Origin of the sequence: Novosphingobium sp. SG919, from assembly GCF_012932495.1 — a bacterium.
Lineage (GTDB): Bacteria > Pseudomonadota > Alphaproteobacteria > Sphingomonadales > Sphingomonadaceae > Novosphingobium > Novosphingobium rhizosphaerae.
In genome coordinates, this window is sequence record NZ_JABCNG010000001.1 from 1,517,410 (window position 1) to 1,535,544 (window position 18,135).

The 18,135-nt window shown below is 66.8% G+C and carries 16 protein-coding genes; 10 read left to right on the top strand and 6 right to left on the bottom strand.

Annotated features, from left to right (window positions below):
* Positions 1–16: 16 nt before the first annotated feature.
* The 3 genes from moaB to FHT19_RS06815 are packed head-to-tail and all read right to left on the bottom strand — an operon-like array spanning position 17 to position 3,070.
* Complete coding sequence (moaB, locus tag FHT19_RS06805; RefSeq protein WP_168554831.1) at positions 17–544, bottom strand: molybdenum cofactor biosynthesis protein B; 528 nt, start codon at positions 542–544, stop codon at positions 17–19.
* Positions 534–2,309, bottom strand: coding sequence for a lytic transglycosylase domain-containing protein (locus tag FHT19_RS06810; RefSeq protein WP_169474379.1), 1,776 nt, complete (start codon positions 2,307–2,309; stop codon positions 534–536). Before FHT19_RS06810 ends, moaB begins: the two co-directional genes overlap by 11 nt.
* Positions 2,309–3,070: a uracil-DNA glycosylase family protein gene (locus FHT19_RS06815; protein ID WP_169474380.1), complete on the bottom strand. Its 762-nt coding sequence runs from the start codon at positions 3,068–3,070 to the stop codon at positions 2,309–2,311. Before FHT19_RS06815 ends, FHT19_RS06810 begins: the two co-directional genes overlap by 1 nt.
* A gap of 178 nt (positions 3,071–3,248) precedes the next feature.
* Here FHT19_RS06815 and FHT19_RS06820 point away from each other — a divergent pair, with 178 nt between their 5' ends.
* The 7 genes from FHT19_RS06820 to FHT19_RS06850 all read left to right on the top strand — a co-directional run bounded on the left by FHT19_RS06820 (position 3,249) and on the right by FHT19_RS06850 (position 11,373).
* Positions 3,249–4,895, top strand: a complete 1,647-nt coding sequence (locus FHT19_RS06820) for an electron transfer flavoprotein-ubiquinone oxidoreductase (RefSeq protein WP_169474381.1) — start codon at positions 3,249–3,251, stop codon at positions 4,893–4,895.
* An 18-nt stretch (positions 4,896–4,913) separates the two neighbouring features.
* Complete coding sequence (locus FHT19_RS06825; protein ID WP_169474382.1) at positions 4,914–5,711, top strand: 4-(cytidine 5'-diphospho)-2-C-methyl-D-erythritol kinase; 798 nt, start codon at positions 4,914–4,916, stop codon at positions 5,709–5,711.
* Positions 5,708–6,439, top strand: a complete 732-nt coding sequence (locus FHT19_RS06830) for an N-formylglutamate amidohydrolase (protein ID WP_169474383.1) — start codon at positions 5,708–5,710, stop codon at positions 6,437–6,439. The genes FHT19_RS06825 and FHT19_RS06830 overlap by 4 nt, the downstream gene beginning before the upstream one ends.
* A 102-nt stretch (positions 6,440–6,541) precedes the next feature.
* Positions 6,542–8,398: a dihydroxy-acid dehydratase gene (gene ilvD, locus FHT19_RS06835; RefSeq protein WP_169474384.1), complete on the top strand. Its 1,857-nt coding sequence runs from the start codon at positions 6,542–6,544 to the stop codon at positions 8,396–8,398.
* A complete protein-coding gene (locus tag FHT19_RS06840) occupies positions 8,398–8,763 on the top strand; it encodes a hypothetical protein (RefSeq protein WP_168554838.1) in 366 nt (121 codons plus the stop codon). The genes ilvD and FHT19_RS06840 overlap by 1 nt, the downstream gene beginning before the upstream one ends.
* The gene (locus FHT19_RS06845; RefSeq protein ID WP_169474385.1) at positions 8,744–10,171 is read left to right on the top strand and encodes an NAD(P)H-hydrate dehydratase; all 1,428 of its coding nucleotides are present in this window, start codon (positions 8,744–8,746) and stop codon (positions 10,169–10,171) included. Before FHT19_RS06840 ends, FHT19_RS06845 begins: the two co-directional genes overlap by 20 nt.
* Complete coding sequence (locus FHT19_RS06850; RefSeq protein WP_169474386.1) at positions 10,168–11,373, top strand: class I SAM-dependent RNA methyltransferase; 1,206 nt, start codon at positions 10,168–10,170, stop codon at positions 11,371–11,373. The genes FHT19_RS06845 and FHT19_RS06850 overlap by 4 nt, the downstream gene beginning before the upstream one ends.
* Positions 11,374–11,379: 6 nt before the next feature.
* Here FHT19_RS06850 and FHT19_RS06855 read toward each other — a convergent pair whose 3' ends face one another.
* The 3 genes from FHT19_RS06855 to FHT19_RS06865 form a co-directional block, all read right to left on the bottom strand.
* A complete protein-coding gene (locus FHT19_RS06855; protein WP_348981753.1) occupies positions 11,380–11,802 on the bottom strand; it encodes an MAPEG family protein in 423 nt (140 codons plus the stop codon).
* A 106-nt stretch (positions 11,803–11,908) separates the two neighbouring features.
* Entirely contained in the window at positions 11,909–12,562 is a 654-nt protein-coding gene (locus FHT19_RS06860; RefSeq protein WP_248290296.1) for a class I SAM-dependent methyltransferase, read from the bottom strand.
* Positions 12,559–13,719 carry a DUF3419 family protein gene (locus FHT19_RS06865; protein WP_246866009.1) on the bottom strand — a complete coding sequence of 387 codons (1,161 nt, stop codon included), beginning with the start codon at positions 13,717–13,719 and terminating at the stop codon, positions 12,559–12,561. The genes FHT19_RS06860 and FHT19_RS06865 overlap by 4 nt, the downstream gene beginning before the upstream one ends.
* Positions 13,720–14,012: 293 nt before the next feature.
* Here FHT19_RS06865 and FHT19_RS06870 point away from each other — a divergent pair, with 293 nt between their 5' ends.
* The 3 genes from FHT19_RS06870 to FHT19_RS06880 all read left to right on the top strand — a co-directional run bounded on the left by FHT19_RS06870 (position 14,013) and on the right by FHT19_RS06880 (position 17,998).
* Positions 14,013–15,218, top strand: a complete 1,206-nt coding sequence (locus FHT19_RS06870; RefSeq protein ID WP_169474389.1) for a saccharopine dehydrogenase family protein — start codon at positions 14,013–14,015, stop codon at positions 15,216–15,218.
* A gap of 151 nt (positions 15,219–15,369) precedes the next feature.
* Positions 15,370–16,566 carry a carboxynorspermidine decarboxylase gene (locus FHT19_RS06875; RefSeq protein WP_169474390.1) on the top strand — a complete coding sequence of 399 codons (1,197 nt, stop codon included), beginning with the start codon at positions 15,370–15,372 and terminating at the stop codon, positions 16,564–16,566.
* 226 nt (positions 16,567–16,792) lie between these two features.
* Positions 16,793–17,998 (top strand): type III PLP-dependent enzyme, encoded by a 1,206-nt coding sequence (locus FHT19_RS06880; protein ID WP_168554845.1) that lies wholly within the window; start codon positions 16,793–16,795, stop codon positions 17,996–17,998.
* Positions 17,999–18,135: the final 137 nt, after the last annotated feature.

Sequence of the window (18,135 nt, forward strand, 5' to 3'; positions counted from 1 at the left end):
GCCGGGGAGGAGCGCGCTACTTCTCCAGCAGCCTGGGCATCAGTTCCACGAAATTGCAGGGACGGTTGCGGCTGTCGAGCTGTTCGGCGAGGATGCCGTCCCAGCCGTCCTTCACTGCGCCGTTCGAGCCGGGCAGGGCGAAGATGTACGTGCCGCGCGCCACCACCGCGCAGGCGCGGGATTGGATCGTGCTGGTGCCGATCGTTTTGTAGCTGAGCCAGCGGAACAGTTCGCCAAAGCCGGGAATATCGCGCGTTTTCACGCGATCTAGCGCTTCGGGGGTAACGTCGCGCCCGGTCAGCCCGGTGCCGCCGGTGATCACCACGGCGTCTACCGCAGGATCGTCGATCCAGTTGTTCAGCCGCGTGGCGATGCGGTCGGCATCGTCCTTTTCCAGCGCCCGCGCGGCGAGGCTGTGCCCGGCGTCGCGGATGCGCTGCGCGAGAATGTCGCCCGAGGTGTCTTCATCCGGCCCGCGCGTGTCCGAAACGGTGAGCAGGGCAATCTGGATCGGCTTGAACGTGCGCGTGGTGTCAATTGCCATTGAGCGCAACCCGCACGTTGTCGGCACCCGAAAGGCCGGGGAACTTGGGCCACAGGCCCTGGACAAGGCCGATGCGGCTTTCCGAGGGGCCGCCGGCCTGGCGTTCATACATCCAGTAGTTGCGCATCACTGCCGATACATAGCCGCGGGTTTCCCAATAGGGGATCGATTCCATCCACAACAGCGGATCGCCCTGGTCCTTTACCTGGCTGTTCCAGCGCGCCACCGGCATCGGGCCGGCGTTGTAGGCGGCGATCACCTTGGGCAGCAGGCCGCCGGTGGCGCCATTGTCGCGCAGGCGGGTGAGATAGGTCTGGCCGAACGCGAGGTTCACGTCGGGCAGGTCGAGCTGGCTGTCGCGGCCCTGCATGGCCGGATCGGCGCGGGCCATGTCGCGCGCGGTGCCGGGCAAGACCTGCATCAGCCCCTTGGCGCCGGCCGGGCTGGTCACGGCGGTGCGGAAGTTCGATTCCTGCAGCGAATGGGCAAAGAGCAGCGCGGGATCGACTTTCCAGCCATTGGCCGGAACCCACTTGGGCGCCGGAAAGCGGGCGGCTTCGTCTGCGCGCGCGCCGGGCGGGGCATTGTAGGCCATCCACAACTGGGTGGAAGGGAGGCCCAGGTCACGCGCAAGGCGCGAAAGCGGGGCATACTGGCTGGGGGCGCCGATCCGCGCCTGGTAGCGCAGCACGTCGTCGGCCAGGCCATCGGCGCCGATTTCCGCCAGTTGCACGGCCAGGCGCACGTTGTTGACATCGCGCAGCGATTGCCAATCGGCGGTGGAGAAGTCGGGCGCGGCGGCGGGCGTGGCATTGCGCAGGCCCAGCGCCTCTGCCGCCATCATGCCATAAAGCGTATCGGCATTGCGCGCGGCGGCGCGCAGCATGTTGGCCACCTTTTCGGGCTGGCGGCAGCGCACCAGTGCGCGGCTCGACCAATAATAGCCGGCGGCGACGAGTTCGGGATTGCTGCCCTGCGTGGCGGCCTGCTGGAACGCATCGGCCGCGGCCATGCAATCGTCCATCCGCCAGGCGGCAAGGCCCGCGGTCCACAGCGCCTCGGCCACCCACGGGCCAGAGCCGCCCTGCGTGGCGGACAGCGCGACGAGCCGGGCATTGGCATCGTCGTTCTCGATATAAAAGCTCCAGCCCACCTTCTGCCGCCATTCGGCGCGGGCTTCGGGCGAAAGGCCGGCGTCGATCCCGTCGAGCAGCACGCGCGCGCTCATCGGGTCATCCGCCTTGATACGGTCCTGGATCGCCTGGGCCACGGTATCGGGCATCGTGCCATCGGCGGTGCTGCGCGGGCGGGTGCGGCGCGGCGTGGTGGGCAGCGCGGCAAAGGCCTGCGCGCTGGGAGTGATCGGCAGCGCGGTGGCGCCGCGCTTCATCGCCAGGCGGCCAAGCTGATCGGCCCAGGGCAGATCGGGCGCACGGCCGATCAGGTCGGTCAGCGAGGCGAGATCGGCCTTGGGCGATGTGGCGGCGAGGTAATACTGCGCGCGGGCGACCGCGTGCAGCGGTCCGTCGCTGCGCTGCGCGAGCATGGTCTGGACATTGGTCCAGTCCTGGCGCTCGATCGCGGCGAAAAGCTGGGTGTAATAGGTGCGGTCTTCCTGGCTGAGCAGGGTGGGCACGGCCGTGCGGTCTGCCCGGCTGCGGAAATATTCCGCCGCCGCGCTGTTGGCGTGTGCAGGCGCAGCCAGGCCGGCGGCGCAGGCAAGAGCCAGGGCCGGCAGGCATGCGCGGTGAAAGCGCCGGATCATCACGTCAGATCTGTTCCCGTCCAGTCGAGCAAGCGGTTCCACAAAGCCGCCTTGTGCGCCGGGCGAGCCACGAGCGCCGCAAGATCGTATGCGAAAACCGCCGGTACGCATCCCCTGTCATGGTTAAACTCTCGTAAAGCGGCAGCATTATTCGGCAAGTCGTGGCCAAGAAGCGTTGAAATGCCGCTGCGGCCCAGGATCAGCACCCGTTTGGGCGCGGCCAGGGCGACGTGGTGGGCCAGCAATGCGCCCAATCCCTGCTCGCGCAATTGCGCCCAATCGGGCATCGGGACGTGGGTGGGCAGCGCCGCCGCGCAATAGACCGCCTCGCGCGCGAGGCCGAGCGCGGCGAGCATGCCGTCGACCAGCTTGCCGCCACGCCCGCTGAGCAGCGCGTCGGCATCGTCTGCCTCGGGCATGGGCAGCAGGATCATCAGCGGCGCGTCGGCCGGGCCGGCAGGGGGCAGGCGCCGCGCGGACGGGAAGGGCAGGCTGGGCGTTTCCAGCCACCAGCGGTGGAATTCTTCCAGCGTTTGCGGCCAATCGCCAGGCCGGCCGCCCATGGCCGGCGGCGGTGGCGGCGGCGCAAAGGCTGGGGCGGCAGCGGCCGCCTTGGCCGCCACCTTGCGTTCGCTGGCCAGCCAGGATTGCGGCGTGTCGGCCAGGGCGCCGTCCACCCCGGCATCGCCCCACCAATCCAGCGCGGCTTCGACCAGCGCGGCAAGATCGTGGCGGGGCTGTGGCCGCTCTGGCTGGCTCATGTGCCAGCCTGCGGCATCATGCCTTTTTGTGTCATGGGATGGATGGTCATGCGCACCCTATTGACCTTGGGCGCCCCAGCTTTCAAGGCTGCGCGGCATAATCGCGTGATTAACAGCCCGGATGCGAGCGGGCACCAAGCAGGCCCGGTATGCAGGAATGGGCGATGGAGCGGGGACGATGAGCGAACGGGAATCGATGCCTTATGACGTGGTGATCGTCGGTGGCGGGCCGGCAGGCCTGGCCGCGTCGATCCGGGTGAAGCAACTCAACCCCGACCTGACGGTGTGCATCCTGGAAAAGGGTTCGGAAATCGGCGCCCACATCCTGTCGGGCGCGGTGGTCGATCCCAAGGCGCTGGACGAGCTGCTGCCCGAATGGCGCACGATGGATTGCCCGATGGCGCAAGTGCCGGTGACCGACAACTGGCACTGGGTGCTGAGCAAGAAGAAGAAATACGCGCTGCCGCACTGGCCGATGCCGCCGTTCATGTCGAACGATGGGAACTACACCGGCAGCTTGGGCAACCTGTGCCGCTGGCTGGCCGAGCAAGCCACTGAACTGGGCGTGGAAATCTTCCCCGGCTTCCCGGCGGCCGAAGTGCTGTTCAACGAAAGCGGCGCGGTGATCGGCGTGGCCACGGGCGACATGGGCGTGGCCAAGGATGGCAGCCACAAGGGCGATTACCAGCCCGGCATGGCACTGCACGCCAAGTATACCCTGTTTGCCGAAGGCGCGCGCGGGCACCTGACCAAGCGGCTCAAGCAGCATTTCGATCTGGAGCGCGATTGCCAGCCGCAGGTCTATGGCCTGGGCATCAAGGAATTGTGGGATATCGACCCGGCCAAGCACGTGCCGGGCCGGGTGATCCACACCCAGGGCTGGCCGCTTTCGGAAAGCAATTCGTGGGGCGGCGGGTTCCTCTATCACCAGGCCAACAACCAGGTGGCCTTGGGCTTTGTCACCGCGCTCGATTACGCCAACCCCTATGTCTATCCGTTCGAGGAATTCCAGCGCTGGAAGCAGCACCCGGATATCCGCGCGATCCTGGAAGGCGGGCGCCGCGTGGCCTATGGCGCACGCGCGATCAACGAAGGCGGCTGGCAATCGGTGCCGCGCCTGTCGTTCCCGGGCGGGGCGCTGATCGGCTGCTCAGCCGGGTTCGTCAACGTGCCGCGCATCAAGGGCAGCCACACCGCGATGAAAAGCGGGATGCTGGCGGCCGAGGCCATCGTGGCGGCGGCAGCGGCGGGCCGCGAGCACGACGACATGGTGGAATACGATGCCGCCGTGCGCGACAGCTGGATCGCCACCGAACTCAAGCTGGTGCAGAACGCCCAGCCTCTGGTGGCAAAGTTCGGCGGTTCGTGGGGTACGATCCTGGCGGGGGCCGACATGTGGGGCCGCGTGCTCAAGATCAATCCGATCAAGGGTCTCAAGCACCATACCGATGCCGAAGCGACGCAGCGCGCGGACCTTTACAAGCCGATCGCCTATCCCAAGCCCGACGGCGTGATCACGTTCGACCGGCTGACCAGCGTCGCGTTTTCCTATACCAACCATGAGGAAGACCAGCCCTGCCACCTGGTGCTGAAAGACCCCGAAGTGCCGACGCGGGTCAACCTGCCGCTCTATGCCGGTCCCGAGGCCCGCTATTGCCCGGCCGGCGTCTATGAATTCGTGGGCGTGGAGGAAGGTACGCCGCGCCTGCAGATCAACGCCCAGAACTGCGTCCACTGCAAGACCTGCGACATCAAGGACAAGACGCAGAACATCGACTGGGTGACGCCAGAAGGCGGCGGCGGCCCCAATTATCCCAACATGTAAGGGCCGGTTTTTCACAGCATGCATGAAACGGCCTTTGCCAAGATCAACCTGGCGCTGCACGTGCGGGCGCGGCGCCAGGATGGCTATCATGACCTGGAAACCGCCTTTGCCTTTGTCGACGCGGGCGACGAACTGGCGGTGAGCCCCGCCGCGCAGGATGCCTTGCGCGTGGTGGGCGAATTCGGCGGGGAACTGGCCGATCCGTTCGGCAATATCGTGGCCAAGGCGCTGGGCACGCTGCCCCGCGCGGGCGGCTGGGCGGTGACGCTGGAAAAACGGCTGCCCGTGGCGGCCGGCCTGGGCGGCGGTTCGGCCGATGCCGGCGCGGTGTTCCGCCTGGTGGAGCAGGCCCAGGGACTGCCGGCCGATTGGCACGACAAGGCCGCAGCCTTGGGCGCCGATGTGCCGGCCTGCGTGGCCAGCCGCGCCTGCATCGGCCGGGGCACGGGAACGGAACTGGAAGCGGTGGACAACGATCTGGCCGGGTGCCCGGTCTTGCTGGTCAACCCGCGCATTCCGCTCGCCACCGGCCCCGTGTTCAAGGGTTGGGACGGGATCGATCGCGGCGCGCTGCCGCAGGGCGACTTGCGCACGATCGCGCGCGAAGGGCGCAACGACCTGGAAGCGCCAGCCTTGGCGCTGGTGCCGCAGATCGGGGATGTTCTGGCGGCGCTGCGCGCAACTGGCGCTTGGGTGGTGCGCATGTCCGGCTCGGGCGCGACGTGCTTTGCGCTTTATGACCAGGCATCCGCGCGCGATGCAGCGCAGGCGGCCATGCCGGCGGCATGGTGGACGCTGGCAGGAGCGCTGCGATGAGCCAAGAAGCCTGGGCCCTGCTGGGCACGCCCACCAAGGGCGGCGTGCTGATCGTCTCGGACCACGCCAGCGCCCATGTGCCGGGTGATATCGACCTTGGCATCGACCCGGCGCTGCTGACCCAGCATATGGCGATTGATATCGGCGTGGCAGCGATCGGTGCCATGCTCGCGCGGAGGCCTGGCATTGCCGCGTTCCAGGGCGGGGTGAGCCGCCTGGTGTGCGATTTCAACCGCGATGCCGATGCGCCTGCGGTGGTGCCGGTGGCGAGCGATGGCCACGCCATTCCCGGCAACATGCTGGACCATGCCGGGCGCGAGGCACGGCTGGCGCGCTTCTTCCATCCCTACCACGCCGCCCTGGCGCAGATCCTGGCCGCGCACGAACCGGCGCTGATCCTTTCACTCCATAGCTTTACGCCGCGTCTTTCAAGCGATCCGGCACAAGCGCGGCCCTGGCACGTGGGCGTTTTGTATAATGAGGACGATCGCGCGGCGCGGCTGGCGCTGCCGTGGATGGAGCAAGAGCCGGGCCTGTGCGTGGGCGATCAGCAGCCCTATTCCGGCCGCCTGCTCAACGCCACGATGAACCGTCACGCGGAAGTGCATGGCCGACCCTATCTGGGCCTGGAACTGCGCCAGGATCTGATCGGTGACGCCGCCGGCCAGGCCGAGTGGGCAGAGCGGCTGGCAAGACTCTTGCCCGTGGTGGTTGCAGGCCTGGCGTAAAAGTCGCAAATGTAACCTTGGACGCTGGCCCTTGCCTGGGGTAGGGGCACGTCCTTGCGCCCGCGCGGCGCGAAAGAATTGTACGTCTGGAGTCTCCGAACAATGCCCGCCTATCGCTCCCGCACTTCGACCCACGGCCGCAACATGGCGGGCGCGCGCAGCCTGTGGCGCGCCACGGGGATGAAGGATGGCGATTTCGGCAAGCCGATCGTGGCGGTGGTGAACTCGTTCACCCAGTTCGTGCCCGGCCACGTCCACTTGAAGGACCTGGGCCAGATGGTGGCGCGCGAGATCGAGGCGGCCGGCGGCGTGGCCAAGGAATTCAACACTATCGCGGTGGATGATGGCATCGCCATGGGCCACGATGGCATGCTCTATTCGTTGCCCAGCCGCGACCTGATCGCCGATAGCGTGGAATACATGGTCAACGCGCATTGCGCCGACGCCATGGTGTGCATTTCCAACTGCGACAAGATCACCCCGGGCATGCTGATGGCGGCGCTGCGCATCAACATTCCGGTGGTGTTCGTTTCGGGCGGGCCGATGGAAGCGGGCAAGGTTGTCGTGCGTGGCAAGGAACACGCGCTCGACCTGGTCGACGCGATGATCGTCGCCGCCGACGACAGCTACACCGACGAGGAAGTGGCCGATATCGAACGTTCGGCCTGTCCCACGTGCGGCTCGTGCTCGGGCATGTTCACCGCCAATTCGATGAACTGCTTGACCGAGGCGCTGGGCCTGTCCCTGCCGGGCAACGGCTCCACTCTGGCAACTCATGCCGATCGCCAGCGCCTGTTCCTGGAAGCCGGGCGCCTGGCGGTGGACTTGTGCAAGCGCTATTACGAAGAGGGTGACGAGACGGCTCTGCCGCGTGCGATTGCCAACTTCCGCGCCTTTGAAAACGCGATGAGCCTCGATATCGCCATGGGCGGTTCGACCAACACCGTGCTGCACCTGCTGGCCGCCGCACAGGAAGCCGGGGTGGATTTCACCATGGCCGATATCGACCGGCTGTCGCGCCGCGTGCCGGTGCTGTCCAAGGTCGCCCCCGCCAAGAACGACGTGCACATGGAAGACGTGCACCGCGCCGGCGGGATCATGGCGATCCTGGGCGAGCTCGATCGCGCCGGGCTGCTGCACACCGACACGCCCACCGTGCACGCCCGCACGATGGCTGACGCGCTGGCGCAGTGGGACGTGGCGCGCACCAACGCGCCGTCGGTCCAGGAATTCTATCGCGCCGCCCCCGGTGGCGTGCCCACGCAGACCGCGTTCAGCCAAAGCCGCCGCTGGGCCGAACTCGATCTGGACCGCGAAAACGGCGTGATCCGCAGCGCCACCCATGCTTTCAGCCAGGACGGCGGGCTGGCCGTGCTGGCCGGCAACATCGCCGCTGACGGCTGCATCGTGAAGACGGCCGGCGTGGATGAAAGCATCCTCAAGTTCACCGGCCCGGCCAAGGTCTATGAGAGCCAGGATGCTGCCGTGACCGCAATCCTCACCGGCCAGGTGGTGGAAGGCGACGTGGTGCTGATCCGCTATGAAGGGCCCAAGGGCGGGCCGGGCATGCAGGAAATGCTCTATCCCACCAGCTACTTGAAGTCCAAGGGCCTGGGCAAGGCCTGCGCGCTGGTGACCGATGGCCGCTTTTCGGGCGGCAGCTCGGGCCTGTCGATCGGCCACGTCTCGCCCGAAGCGGCGGAAGGCGGGGATATCGGCCTGGTCGAGAACGGGGACCTGATCGCCATCGACATTCCCGGACGCAAGATCGACGTGCTGGTTGCGGCAGACGAACTCGCCCGCCGCCGTGCCGCGATGGAAGCCAAGGGTGCCGATGCCTGGCAGCCGGCCAAGCCGCGTGCGCGCAAGGTGTCCGTGGCCCTGCAAGCCTATGCCGCGATGACGACCAGCGCCGCACGTGGCGCGGTGCGCGATCTGTCGCGGTTCAAGCGCAACTGATGCGGCGCGCGGGCGCCTTGCTGCCGGTCTTTGCCCTGGCCGCATGCGGGCAGGGGACCGGCTCGGCGCCCGAACCGCCGATGGTGACCATCGAATGCGCCACCGACGGCGCCGGTGCGTTCAAGCGGGATTGCCGCGTAGAACCCGTGGTTGAAGGCACGCGTCATCTGCTGATCGTCCATCATCCCGGCGGGGGATTTCGGCGCCTGCTCAAGGTGGACGACGGGCGCGGCGTGGTGGCTGCCGATGGCGTGGTGCCCGCGCAAGTCGCATGGCTTGCCGATGGGCGGCTGGAAGTGACCGTGGGCGGCGATCGCTATCGTTTTCCCGCAAAGGTGAAAGCCGATGGGCCCAAGACACCCTGATCTCGCCCAGGTTCTTACCGTGGCGCAGATGCGCGCGGCGGAAGAGACGCTGATCGGCGCCGGCACCGATGTTCACGCGCTGATGCAGCGTGCCGGGCGCGGGGCGGGCGAATGGGTGCGCCGGGTGGCCGCCGGGCGCCGCGTGACGGTGCTGTGCGGCCCGGGCAACAACGGCGGCGATGGTTATGTCATCGCGCAGTACCTGGCCGACGCAGGCGTGCGGGTGCAGGTCGTTGCCCCGCACCCGCCGCGAACGGAAGCGGCGCAGCGTGCGCGTGCTCTCTACGCCGGGAGCGTCAAGGAAAGCGGAGCGGGCGTCGAGAGTGGCGTGCTGGTCGATTGCCTGTTTGGCAGTGGCCTGGCGCGCCCGCTGGATGCGCCATTGCTGGCGCTGCTGACCGATCTTGCCGCGCATCACCCCTATCGCATCGCGGTTGACGTGCCGAGCGGGGTGGACAGCAACAGCGGCGCTTGCCTCAATGCAGGGCTTCCCGATTGGCACCTGACACTGGCGCTGGGCGCGTGGAAGCATGCCCACTTTGCCATGCCGGCTTGCGCCACGATGGGCGCGTTGCGCCTGGTCGATATCGGCGTCGCAGCCGTGCCCGGCGCGGCGCGGGTGCTGCAACGCCCGGTGCTGGCGGCGCCCGCCGCTGACGCGCACAAGTATCGCCGGGGCCTGCTGGGCATCGTCGCCGGCGCGATGCCGGGAGCGGCCTTGCTGGCAGCCACGGCGGCCTTGCGCGGCGGGGCCGGCTATGTGCAGGTGCTTGCGGCCGACGCCGGGCTGCCTGGCACACCGCCGGAACTGGTGGTGCGGCATGGCGCCCTGGAGACGGATCTGGCCGATGATCGCTTTGCCGCTTTGCTGGTGGGGCCAGGGTTGGGGCGCGACGATGCGGCCGAGGCCAGGCTGGAAGCGGCGCTGGCGGCGCGCAAGCCCACCGTGATCGATGCCGATGCGCTGGTCTTGCTGGCGCCAAAGATGCTTAAGGGGGACATGCTGCGTGGTGCGCCGATGGTGTTGACCCCGCATGAAGGAGAGATGCAGGTTTTGGAACGGAATTTCGGGCTTTCGGGCCATGGCGAACGACGCATCCGCGCCGTGGCATTGGCGCAGGCCGCAGGCGCAGTTGTAATGCTCAAGGGGCCGGACAGCGTGATCGCCAGCCCGGCCGGTGAAGTGACGGTGGCACCGCGCGCGTCTTCCTGGCTTTCGGTGGCGGGCACGGGCGATGTCCTGGCCGGCGCCGTGGCAAGCCGGCTGGCCGTGCGGCGCGATCCGGCGCGCGCCGCGCACGAGGCGCTCTGGCTGCATGGCGAAGCTGCACATCTGGCCGGGCCTGGATTTACCAGCGGCGATCTGGCCCATGCCATCGGTGGCGCGCTGCGACAGGCCCTGTCGTGAGCGGCGCTCCGATCGTGCGCGTTGCCGCCAAGGGCGAAGGCGCAACGGCCGATGGGCGCTATGTTGCCCTTTCTGCCCCTGGCGATGTGCTGGAAGACGATGGCACGCTCACCTGGGGGCCAAACCATGTGGAGCCGCCCTGCCGCCATTTCCCGGCGTGCGGGGGGTGCCAGTTGCAGCACTTGTCGGAAGATGCGCTGCGGGATTACGTGGGCGACCGCGTGCTCGGCGCCGCGCGAGGGCAGGGGCTTGACCCCGGCGTGGCCGAACCAACCCACCTTTCCCCGCCGCGCACGCGCCGCCGCGCCACGCTGCACGGCCAGGCGATTGGCCGCCGCGTGGTGCTGGGCTTTCGCGAGGGTGGCAGCCACAAGACCGTGGACATGCGCGAATGCCATGTGATTGCGCCGGAAATCCTTGCCCTGGTTGCGCCGCTGCGCGCGCTGCTGGAAAGCTGGCAGGATCGCAAGCTGGCGGTGGACGTGGAAATGACCCTGGCCGACCAGGGCGTGGCGCTGGGCCTGTTCGGCCTGGCGGCCGAAAACCTGACGCAGACCGAAGCCTTGCTCGATTTTGCCCGCACCCATGGCTTGGCGCGGCTGACGCTCGATACCGGCTATGGCCCGGAAACCACGTGGGAACCAGATCCGGCCACAGTGACTCTGGGTGGCACGGCGGTGAGCCTGCCGCCGGGCGCGTTTCTTCAGGCGACGGCCGATGGCGAAGCGGCGCTGGTGGAAGCGGCCAAGGGCTGGCTGGCTGGCGCCGCCACGGTGGCCGATCTCTTTGCCGGGCTTGGCACGTTCGCCTTTGCCCTGGCCGGGCCGGGCACCAAGGTTTTGGCGGTGGAAGCGGCGCGCGATGCGCATCTGGCGTGCCAAGCCGCGGCACGGATGAAGGGCAGGCCGGTCCATGCCTTGCACCGTGACTTGTTCCGCAATCCACTGCGCGCCGAAGAGCTTAACCGGTTTGCCGCGGTGCTGCTCGATCCGCCGCGCGCCGGAGCGCGTGAACAAGTGGCCCAGATCGCCGCGTCGACCGTGGGCCGGCTGGTCTATATCAGCTGCAACCCGGCGAGTTGGGCGCGTGATGCCGCCACGCTGGTGGCCGCAGGCTATCGGCTGGCGGGATTGAAAGCGGTGGGACAGTTCCGCTGGTCCACCCACGTCGAACTCGCCAGCCTGTTCGTGCGCGAAGGGTAAGCCCGGCTAATCGATGCGCAGGGCCAGCACCGCGGCGCGGATGGCCAATGCCACGAGGCAGAAGGTGGCGGCGCCGAACAGCGCCAGCCGCGCCGGGATCGTGTTGATCCGCGCCTGCCACAGCGAATGGATGACCCGCAGCAAGACATAGGCCCAGGCCACCAGGATATCGTCGCGCTGTGGGCCCAGCACTGCCAGGATCAGGCAAACCGCGTAGAACAGCGTGGGCTGCTCCATCAGGTGGGCATAGTTGTGCGATGGCCAGCAGGCACCTGGCGGCAGGCGACTCTCGAGTTCCTGGCCGCGGCTGCCGGGTGGCAGGTTGTGCAACTTGCCCGAGGTCCGGGCGAACGCCTGAATGCGCGCCACCCCAAGCCAGCCCAGCATGACCAGCGACCACAGCACGAGCACGGCCGCGGGTGCCAGCATCGGCGCCTCCATCCCAAACCCCTTTCGTGCCCACGTTATCCACAGGCGGCGCAGGCATTATCCACAGGATTGTGCGCTGCCATGCAAGCGTTGTCAAATCTGCGGCTCAGCGCGCGCGGGTCATCGTCACCAGCCGGTAATAGCCCAGCGGACCGGTATGAACGTCGCACACCAGGCCCGATTGCGCTGCGAGTGTGCGGCTCACGGTGGCCAGGTCGGTCCGTGGCGTGACGTGAAAGCGTGCCAGCCATGCCTGCAGCCCACGCCGCAGCGGCCCTGGCAGGCCGGCAGCATCATGGAAATCGACCATGTGCAGCGATCCGCCCGGGGCCAGCAGATGCGCGGCCTGGGCGATGGTGTCCTGCCACGGCGGGATCATCGAGAGCGCAAAGGAAATCACCACGCGGTCGAACAGCGGCGTGCCCAGCAAGGCTTGCGGATCGAACTGGCTCGCATCGGCCAGGGCAAGGCGGGCGTCCGCCCCCAGCCGCCGCCGCGCGGCACCGAGCATGTCTTGCGAAATGTCGATCCCATGGAGGCGCATGCCCGGCCATCGCCGCCCGATCAGCGCGAGGTTGCGGCCGGTGCCGCAGCCCAGTTCGAGTACACGCGCGCCGGGTGGCGCATCAAGGTCACGGATCAGCCGGTCGCGCCCGAACAGATAGTATTTGCGCGTGGCGTCATAGAGCCACACCTGCCGCCGATAGATGGCATCCATCAGCGCGGCATGTTCGCGCGCCGGCCCGGCCAGGGTGGTCACGCCGTCAACTCGTAAAGGTGCACCCCGCCATAGATCGACGAGCGATCGCGCGTGGTGAACCCGGCGCTGGCTTGCGCATGATAGGTCCAGCGGTCGAGCAGTTCGGGCGCCACCCGGCCTGGCAGCAACGTGGGCGCCGCCGCGGTGCGGAACAGCACGCGGGCACCGGGCCGCGCGGTTCGGGTGATTTGCTGCCAAAGGGCGTTGAGCTGTTCGTCGGTCATCCAGTCCTGCGCATCGAGCAGGACGTAGCGATCACGCGAGGCATCGGGCAGGGTGGCCAGGTGCTCAGTGAAATTGGCGTGCAGCACGGTAACGCGATCGGCGCGTTCGCGTACCGCCTGCCAGTTCGCCGCCTGGAGGTAGGGCGGCAGCGGCCCCTGGCCATTGCGGGAATAGCCGCGCGAAAAGGCCTGCCAGGCGAAATAGTTTTCCTCGACCGGGAAATCGCACGCCAGCTTTTCCAACCGGCGGCGCAGCACTTGCGCCATGGGCTCGTCCCCGGCCAGCGCGTCGAATTGCGCGGGCGGGATGCCCAGGCCGAACAGCGCCGCCGGCTGATCGACCAGCCAGCGCACGAAGCGCTTGTCGAACACCGGCGCCAGTTCGCGCTCGAACACGGCGCGCTGTGCATCCTGGGTGGGGGCGGCGAGGATCGCGGCCAGGTCGATGCGGTAGAGCCTGGCCAGAAGGTGCGCGACGCCGATGAAATTCCCCAGCAGCCCGCGCTTGTAGATGCCCTTGCCGAACCCGCCGATGCGCCGCCGGCCGATCAGGTCGCGCCCTTCCCAATAGCGGCGCGTCGGCTCGTCGAGCAGCGGCAGCAGATGCGCGCGATAGGCGGCGATGTTGGCCGCGCTGTCGGCCTGGGCGAAGAAGCGGTGGAACTGTGCATGATCGGGCAGCCCCTGCGCGGCCGCCAGTTTCAGCTTGTTGAGCGCGATGTGCGCGGTGTTGAGATCGACCGCGGTGATGCTGGCCGGATCGGCGACCAGATAGGACAGCACGTTGCACCCGCCGCTGGCGATGGCCACCACGCGGCTGTCGGGCCGAATCTGCAGGGCGTCCATGTCCACTTCGGGGTCTTCCCAGATCTGGGCATAGACCAGCCCGCGAAAGGCCTGGGCAAAGGCATGGTCCAGCAGGCGATGGGCCATCCCGGTACCCTTGCGCACGACCGAGCGGGTGATCGGGTTGGTGGCGCCGGAGTTTTCCCGGCTTTTCCGCAATTCCATGGCCTTGCCTTTCCCATTCGTATGGATGGGCGTCGCTCTACGACAGTGGCGTTGCGGGATTATGGCAGGCGCGCCGCGCCGGCCGGGTGGGGCGAAAGCGCGGGGTGCAATAGGACTTGGGTTTGTCATGTGCTTGCCCTATGTGCCCTGCCCATGATGGGCAGCCCGTGCCGGACTGCCTCCAAACCCCCTGTTTTGACGATTATGGAGTGACCATGGCTCAGGTTCTTGTGATTGGCGCCGGCGGCGTCGGCTCGGTCGCGGTCCACAAGATGGCGATGAATGCCGATATCTTCACCGGCATCGCCCTTGCCAGCCGCACCAAGAGCAAGTGCGACGCGATCGCCGCCTCGGTGAAGGAACGCACCGGCGTCGACGTGGCAACCTATCAGATCGACGCCGACGACGTGGCCGCCACCACCGCGCTGATCAACGAGGTGAAGCCCGTGCTGGTGGTCAACCTGGCGCTGCCGTACCAGGACCTGACGATCATGGACGCGTGCCTGGCCGCCGGCGTGCACTATATGGACACCGCCAACTACGAACCGCGCGAGGAAGCCAAGTTCGAATACAAGTGGCAGTGGGCCTATCAGGAACGCTTCAAGGAAAAGGGCCTGATGGCGCTGCTCGGCTCGGGCTTCGATCCGGGCGTGACTTCGGTGTTCGCCACCTGGCTCAAGAAGCACAAGCTCGACACGATTCGCACGCTCGACATTCTCGATTGCAACGGCGGCGACCATGGCCAGGCCTTTGCCACCAACTTCAACCCCGAAATCAACATCCGCGAAGTGACCGCCCCGGCGCGTCACTGGCTGAACGGCGAATGGGTGGAAACCCCGGCGCTGACCATCCGCCAGCAGTTCGATTTCGAGGCGGTTGGCCCCAAGAACATGTACCTCATGTATCATGAGGAAATCGAAAGCCTGAAGACGCACCTGCCCGAAATCGAGCGCATCCGCTTCTGGATGACGTTTGGCGACGCCTATATCACGCACCTCACCGTGCTGCAGAACGTGGGCATGACGCGGATCGATCCGGTGGTCTATGAAGGCAAGGAAATCATCCCCTTGCAGTTCCTGAAAGCCGTGCTGCCCGAGCCGGCCTCGCTGGGCGCCACCACCAAGGGCAAGACCAACATCGGTGATATTGCCACCGGCCTCAAGGACGGCGTTGAAAAGACCTTCTACATCTACAACATCTGCGACCATGAAGACGCCTTTGCCGAAACCGGCAACCAGGCGATCAGCTATACCACGGGCGTTCCGGCGATGATCGGTGCGGCGCTGGTGGTGCAGGGCCTGTGGAAGGGCGAGGGCGTGTTCAACATCGAACAGCTCGATCCCGATCCGTTCATGGACATGCTCAATCAGCATGGCCTGCCCTGGCAGGTGAAGGAACTCAGCGGCCCGCTGCAGTTCTGATTTGCAGGTGAGGGGGTGTAAGGCCCCCACCACCCTCCAACCCCTCCTCTGAAGCGGAGGGGGAGCAAGATACCGATAGCCCCCTCCTCTTCAGAGGAGGGGGTTGGGGGTGGTGGAAGCCATGCCCCAAGCCCACAGAAAGGCCCCACCCATGGAAACCAGAGCCGGCGATCCGGGCGCCTTTGCCCATTTCGACCTGTCGCGCGTCGACAGCCCCGCCTTCGTCGTCGATGTCCAGGCGCTGCGCCGCAACCTGGCTACGCTGGCCGATATCCGCGACCGCGCCGGGATCAAGGTGCTGGCCGCGCTCAAGGCCTTTTCGATGTGGCAGGTGGCCCCGGTTGTGGGCGAATACCTCGATGGCGTGTGCACTTCGGGCCTGTGGGAAGCCAAGCTGGCGGACGAGCACTACCAGGGCGAGATCGCGACCTATTGCGCGGCCTACAAGGCGGAAGACCTGCCCGAGATCTGCGCGCTTTCCGATCACGTGATCTTCAATTCGCCGTTCCAGATCGCGCGGTTCAAGCCCGTGCTGGATGCGGCGCGGACGGCCGGCCATGCGTTCGACGTGGGGCTGCGGATCAATCCGCTGCACCAGGAAGGCGAAGTCCCGCGCTATGACCCGTGCGCCCCGCATTCGCGCCTGGGCTTTCCGGTTGACCAGTTGCGCCCCGAACATCTCGAGGGTGTTTCCGGCCTGCACTTCCACACCCTGTGCGAGCAGGATTTCGAACCCCTGCGTCGCACCTGGGATTCGCTTGCCCCGCGCATCGCGCCGTTCCTGGGCCAGCTCAAGTGGCTGAACTTTGGCGGCGGGCACCACGTGACCCGCGCCGATTACCAGCGCGACGAACTGGTCGCCTTCCTGCGCGACGTGAAGGCGCAGACCGGCTGCGAGCTCTATCTGGAGCCGGGCGAGGCGGTGGCGCTCGATGCCGGGATCCTGGTGGGCACCGTACTCGATCGCCACTGGAACGGGATGGACATTGCCATCACCGACATTTCCGCCACCTGCCACATGCCCGACGTGATCGAGGCTCCCTATCGTCCGGCGATGCTCGGCGAACTGCCGATCGATGAATATGAGGACGGGGCAGGGGATGCTCCGGTGCGGCTGGGTGGGCCATCGTGCCTCGCGGGCGACGTGATCGGGGACTATCGCCTGCCTGTGGCAGCCGAGCCGGGCACGCGGTTCGCGTTCCTGGACCAGGCGCACTATTCGATGGTCAAGACCACCACCTTCAACGGCGTGCCTTTGCCATCGATCTGGCTGTGGGACAGCAACACCGATCAGCTCGATCGGATCCGCAAGTTTGCCTACGAAGATTTCCGTGACCGCCTGAGTTAATCAAATTTATCATATGCTTGCTGCCATATTGCTGCGCGCATTGTGCGCCCGCCGGGGGCGTGCGTGCGCCAGCCCGTGGCCCGGTGTGTGACAGATTTGTGAAAGGGGGATTTTTTCGCTTGAAGTTCGCCCCCTTCGGCTTATTTAGCGCTTCCTCGCTGCCCCATGGGGACTTCCAAACCGCAAGGCAGCTTTCGTTCCACGTTCCGTTTGGGGGTCCCTTGAGTTGCACATTCATCCTGATGCACGGGCTGTAGTTCGCGCCACCGCGCCTGACCAACCCGCCATTCTGAACCGCCCGCATGCAGCTGCGCGCGCCGCCCGCTTCTTTGTCGAGAAGTTTCCGGGCAAGTCGCTCTATGCTGTCAAAGCGAACCCCTCTCCAGACCTGCTGCGCATCCTCTGGGATGCCGGCGTCACGCACTATGATGTTGCCTCGATTGCCGAGGTGAAGCTGGTGCGCGCCACGCTTCCGCAAGCGACGCTGTGCTTCATGCACCCGGTCAAGGCCCCCCGCGCCATTGCGCAGGCCTATCACGAGTTCGGCGTTCGCACCTTCAGCCTCGATTCGCTCGACGAACTCGAAAAGATCCGCGAAGCCACCGATGGCGCGAGCGATCTGACGCTTTGCGTGCGCCTGCGCGTCTCGTCGGAACATTCGGAACTGAGCTTGGCCTCCAAGTTCGGCTGCGATCTGGTTGATGCGCGCGAACTGCTGCAGCAGACCCGCCAGCTGGCTGATTGCCTGGGCGTGTGCTTCCACGTGGGCAGCCAGGCGATGAGCCCGCATGCCTATGTCCTGGCCCTGGAAAAGGCCCGCGCAGCGATTGTCGATGCCGCCGTCACGGTGGACATCATCGATGTCGGCGGGGGCTTCCCCTCGGTCTATCCGGGCATGGAACCGCCCCCGCTCGAAGATTACTTCGCGCTCATCGACCGCACTTATGAATCGCTGCCGGTGTCCTACTCGGCCGAGCTGTGGTGCGAACCGGGCCGTGCGCTCTGCGCGGAATACAACTCCATCATCGTGCGCGTGGAAAAGCGTCGCGAAAACGAGCTGTTCATCAACGACGGCGCCTATGGCGCGCTGTTCGATGCGGCCCACGTCGGCTGGCGCTTCCCCGTGCGTCTGCTGCGCGAGGCGGACAACGATGCCGATAGCTCTGCCGAAGCGCAGGACTTCAGCTTCTACGGGCCGACCTGCGACGACATGGACTATATGGAAGGGCCGTTTCCGCTGCCCGGTGATGTCCGTGCCGGCGACTACATCGAGATCGGCATGCTCGGCGCCTATGGCGCGGCGATGAAGACCGCGTTCAACGGCTTCGAAGCGGTGGAAACCTACACCGTGTCGGACGAGCCGATGGCCAGCCAGTACAACGGCAGCCGCCGCGGCCAGCGCCTGAGCGACAACGTGGTGTCGCTGCGCTGAAACGATGAAACCGGCGGACCACTTGCGTCCGCCGGTTCATCTTTTCGTCATCTGACAATCGATAGAACAGTCGCACATCCCGAGTTCAATCGGGTCGCAACCCAGAGAAAAGGCCCCGCCGATCCGATCGGCGGGGC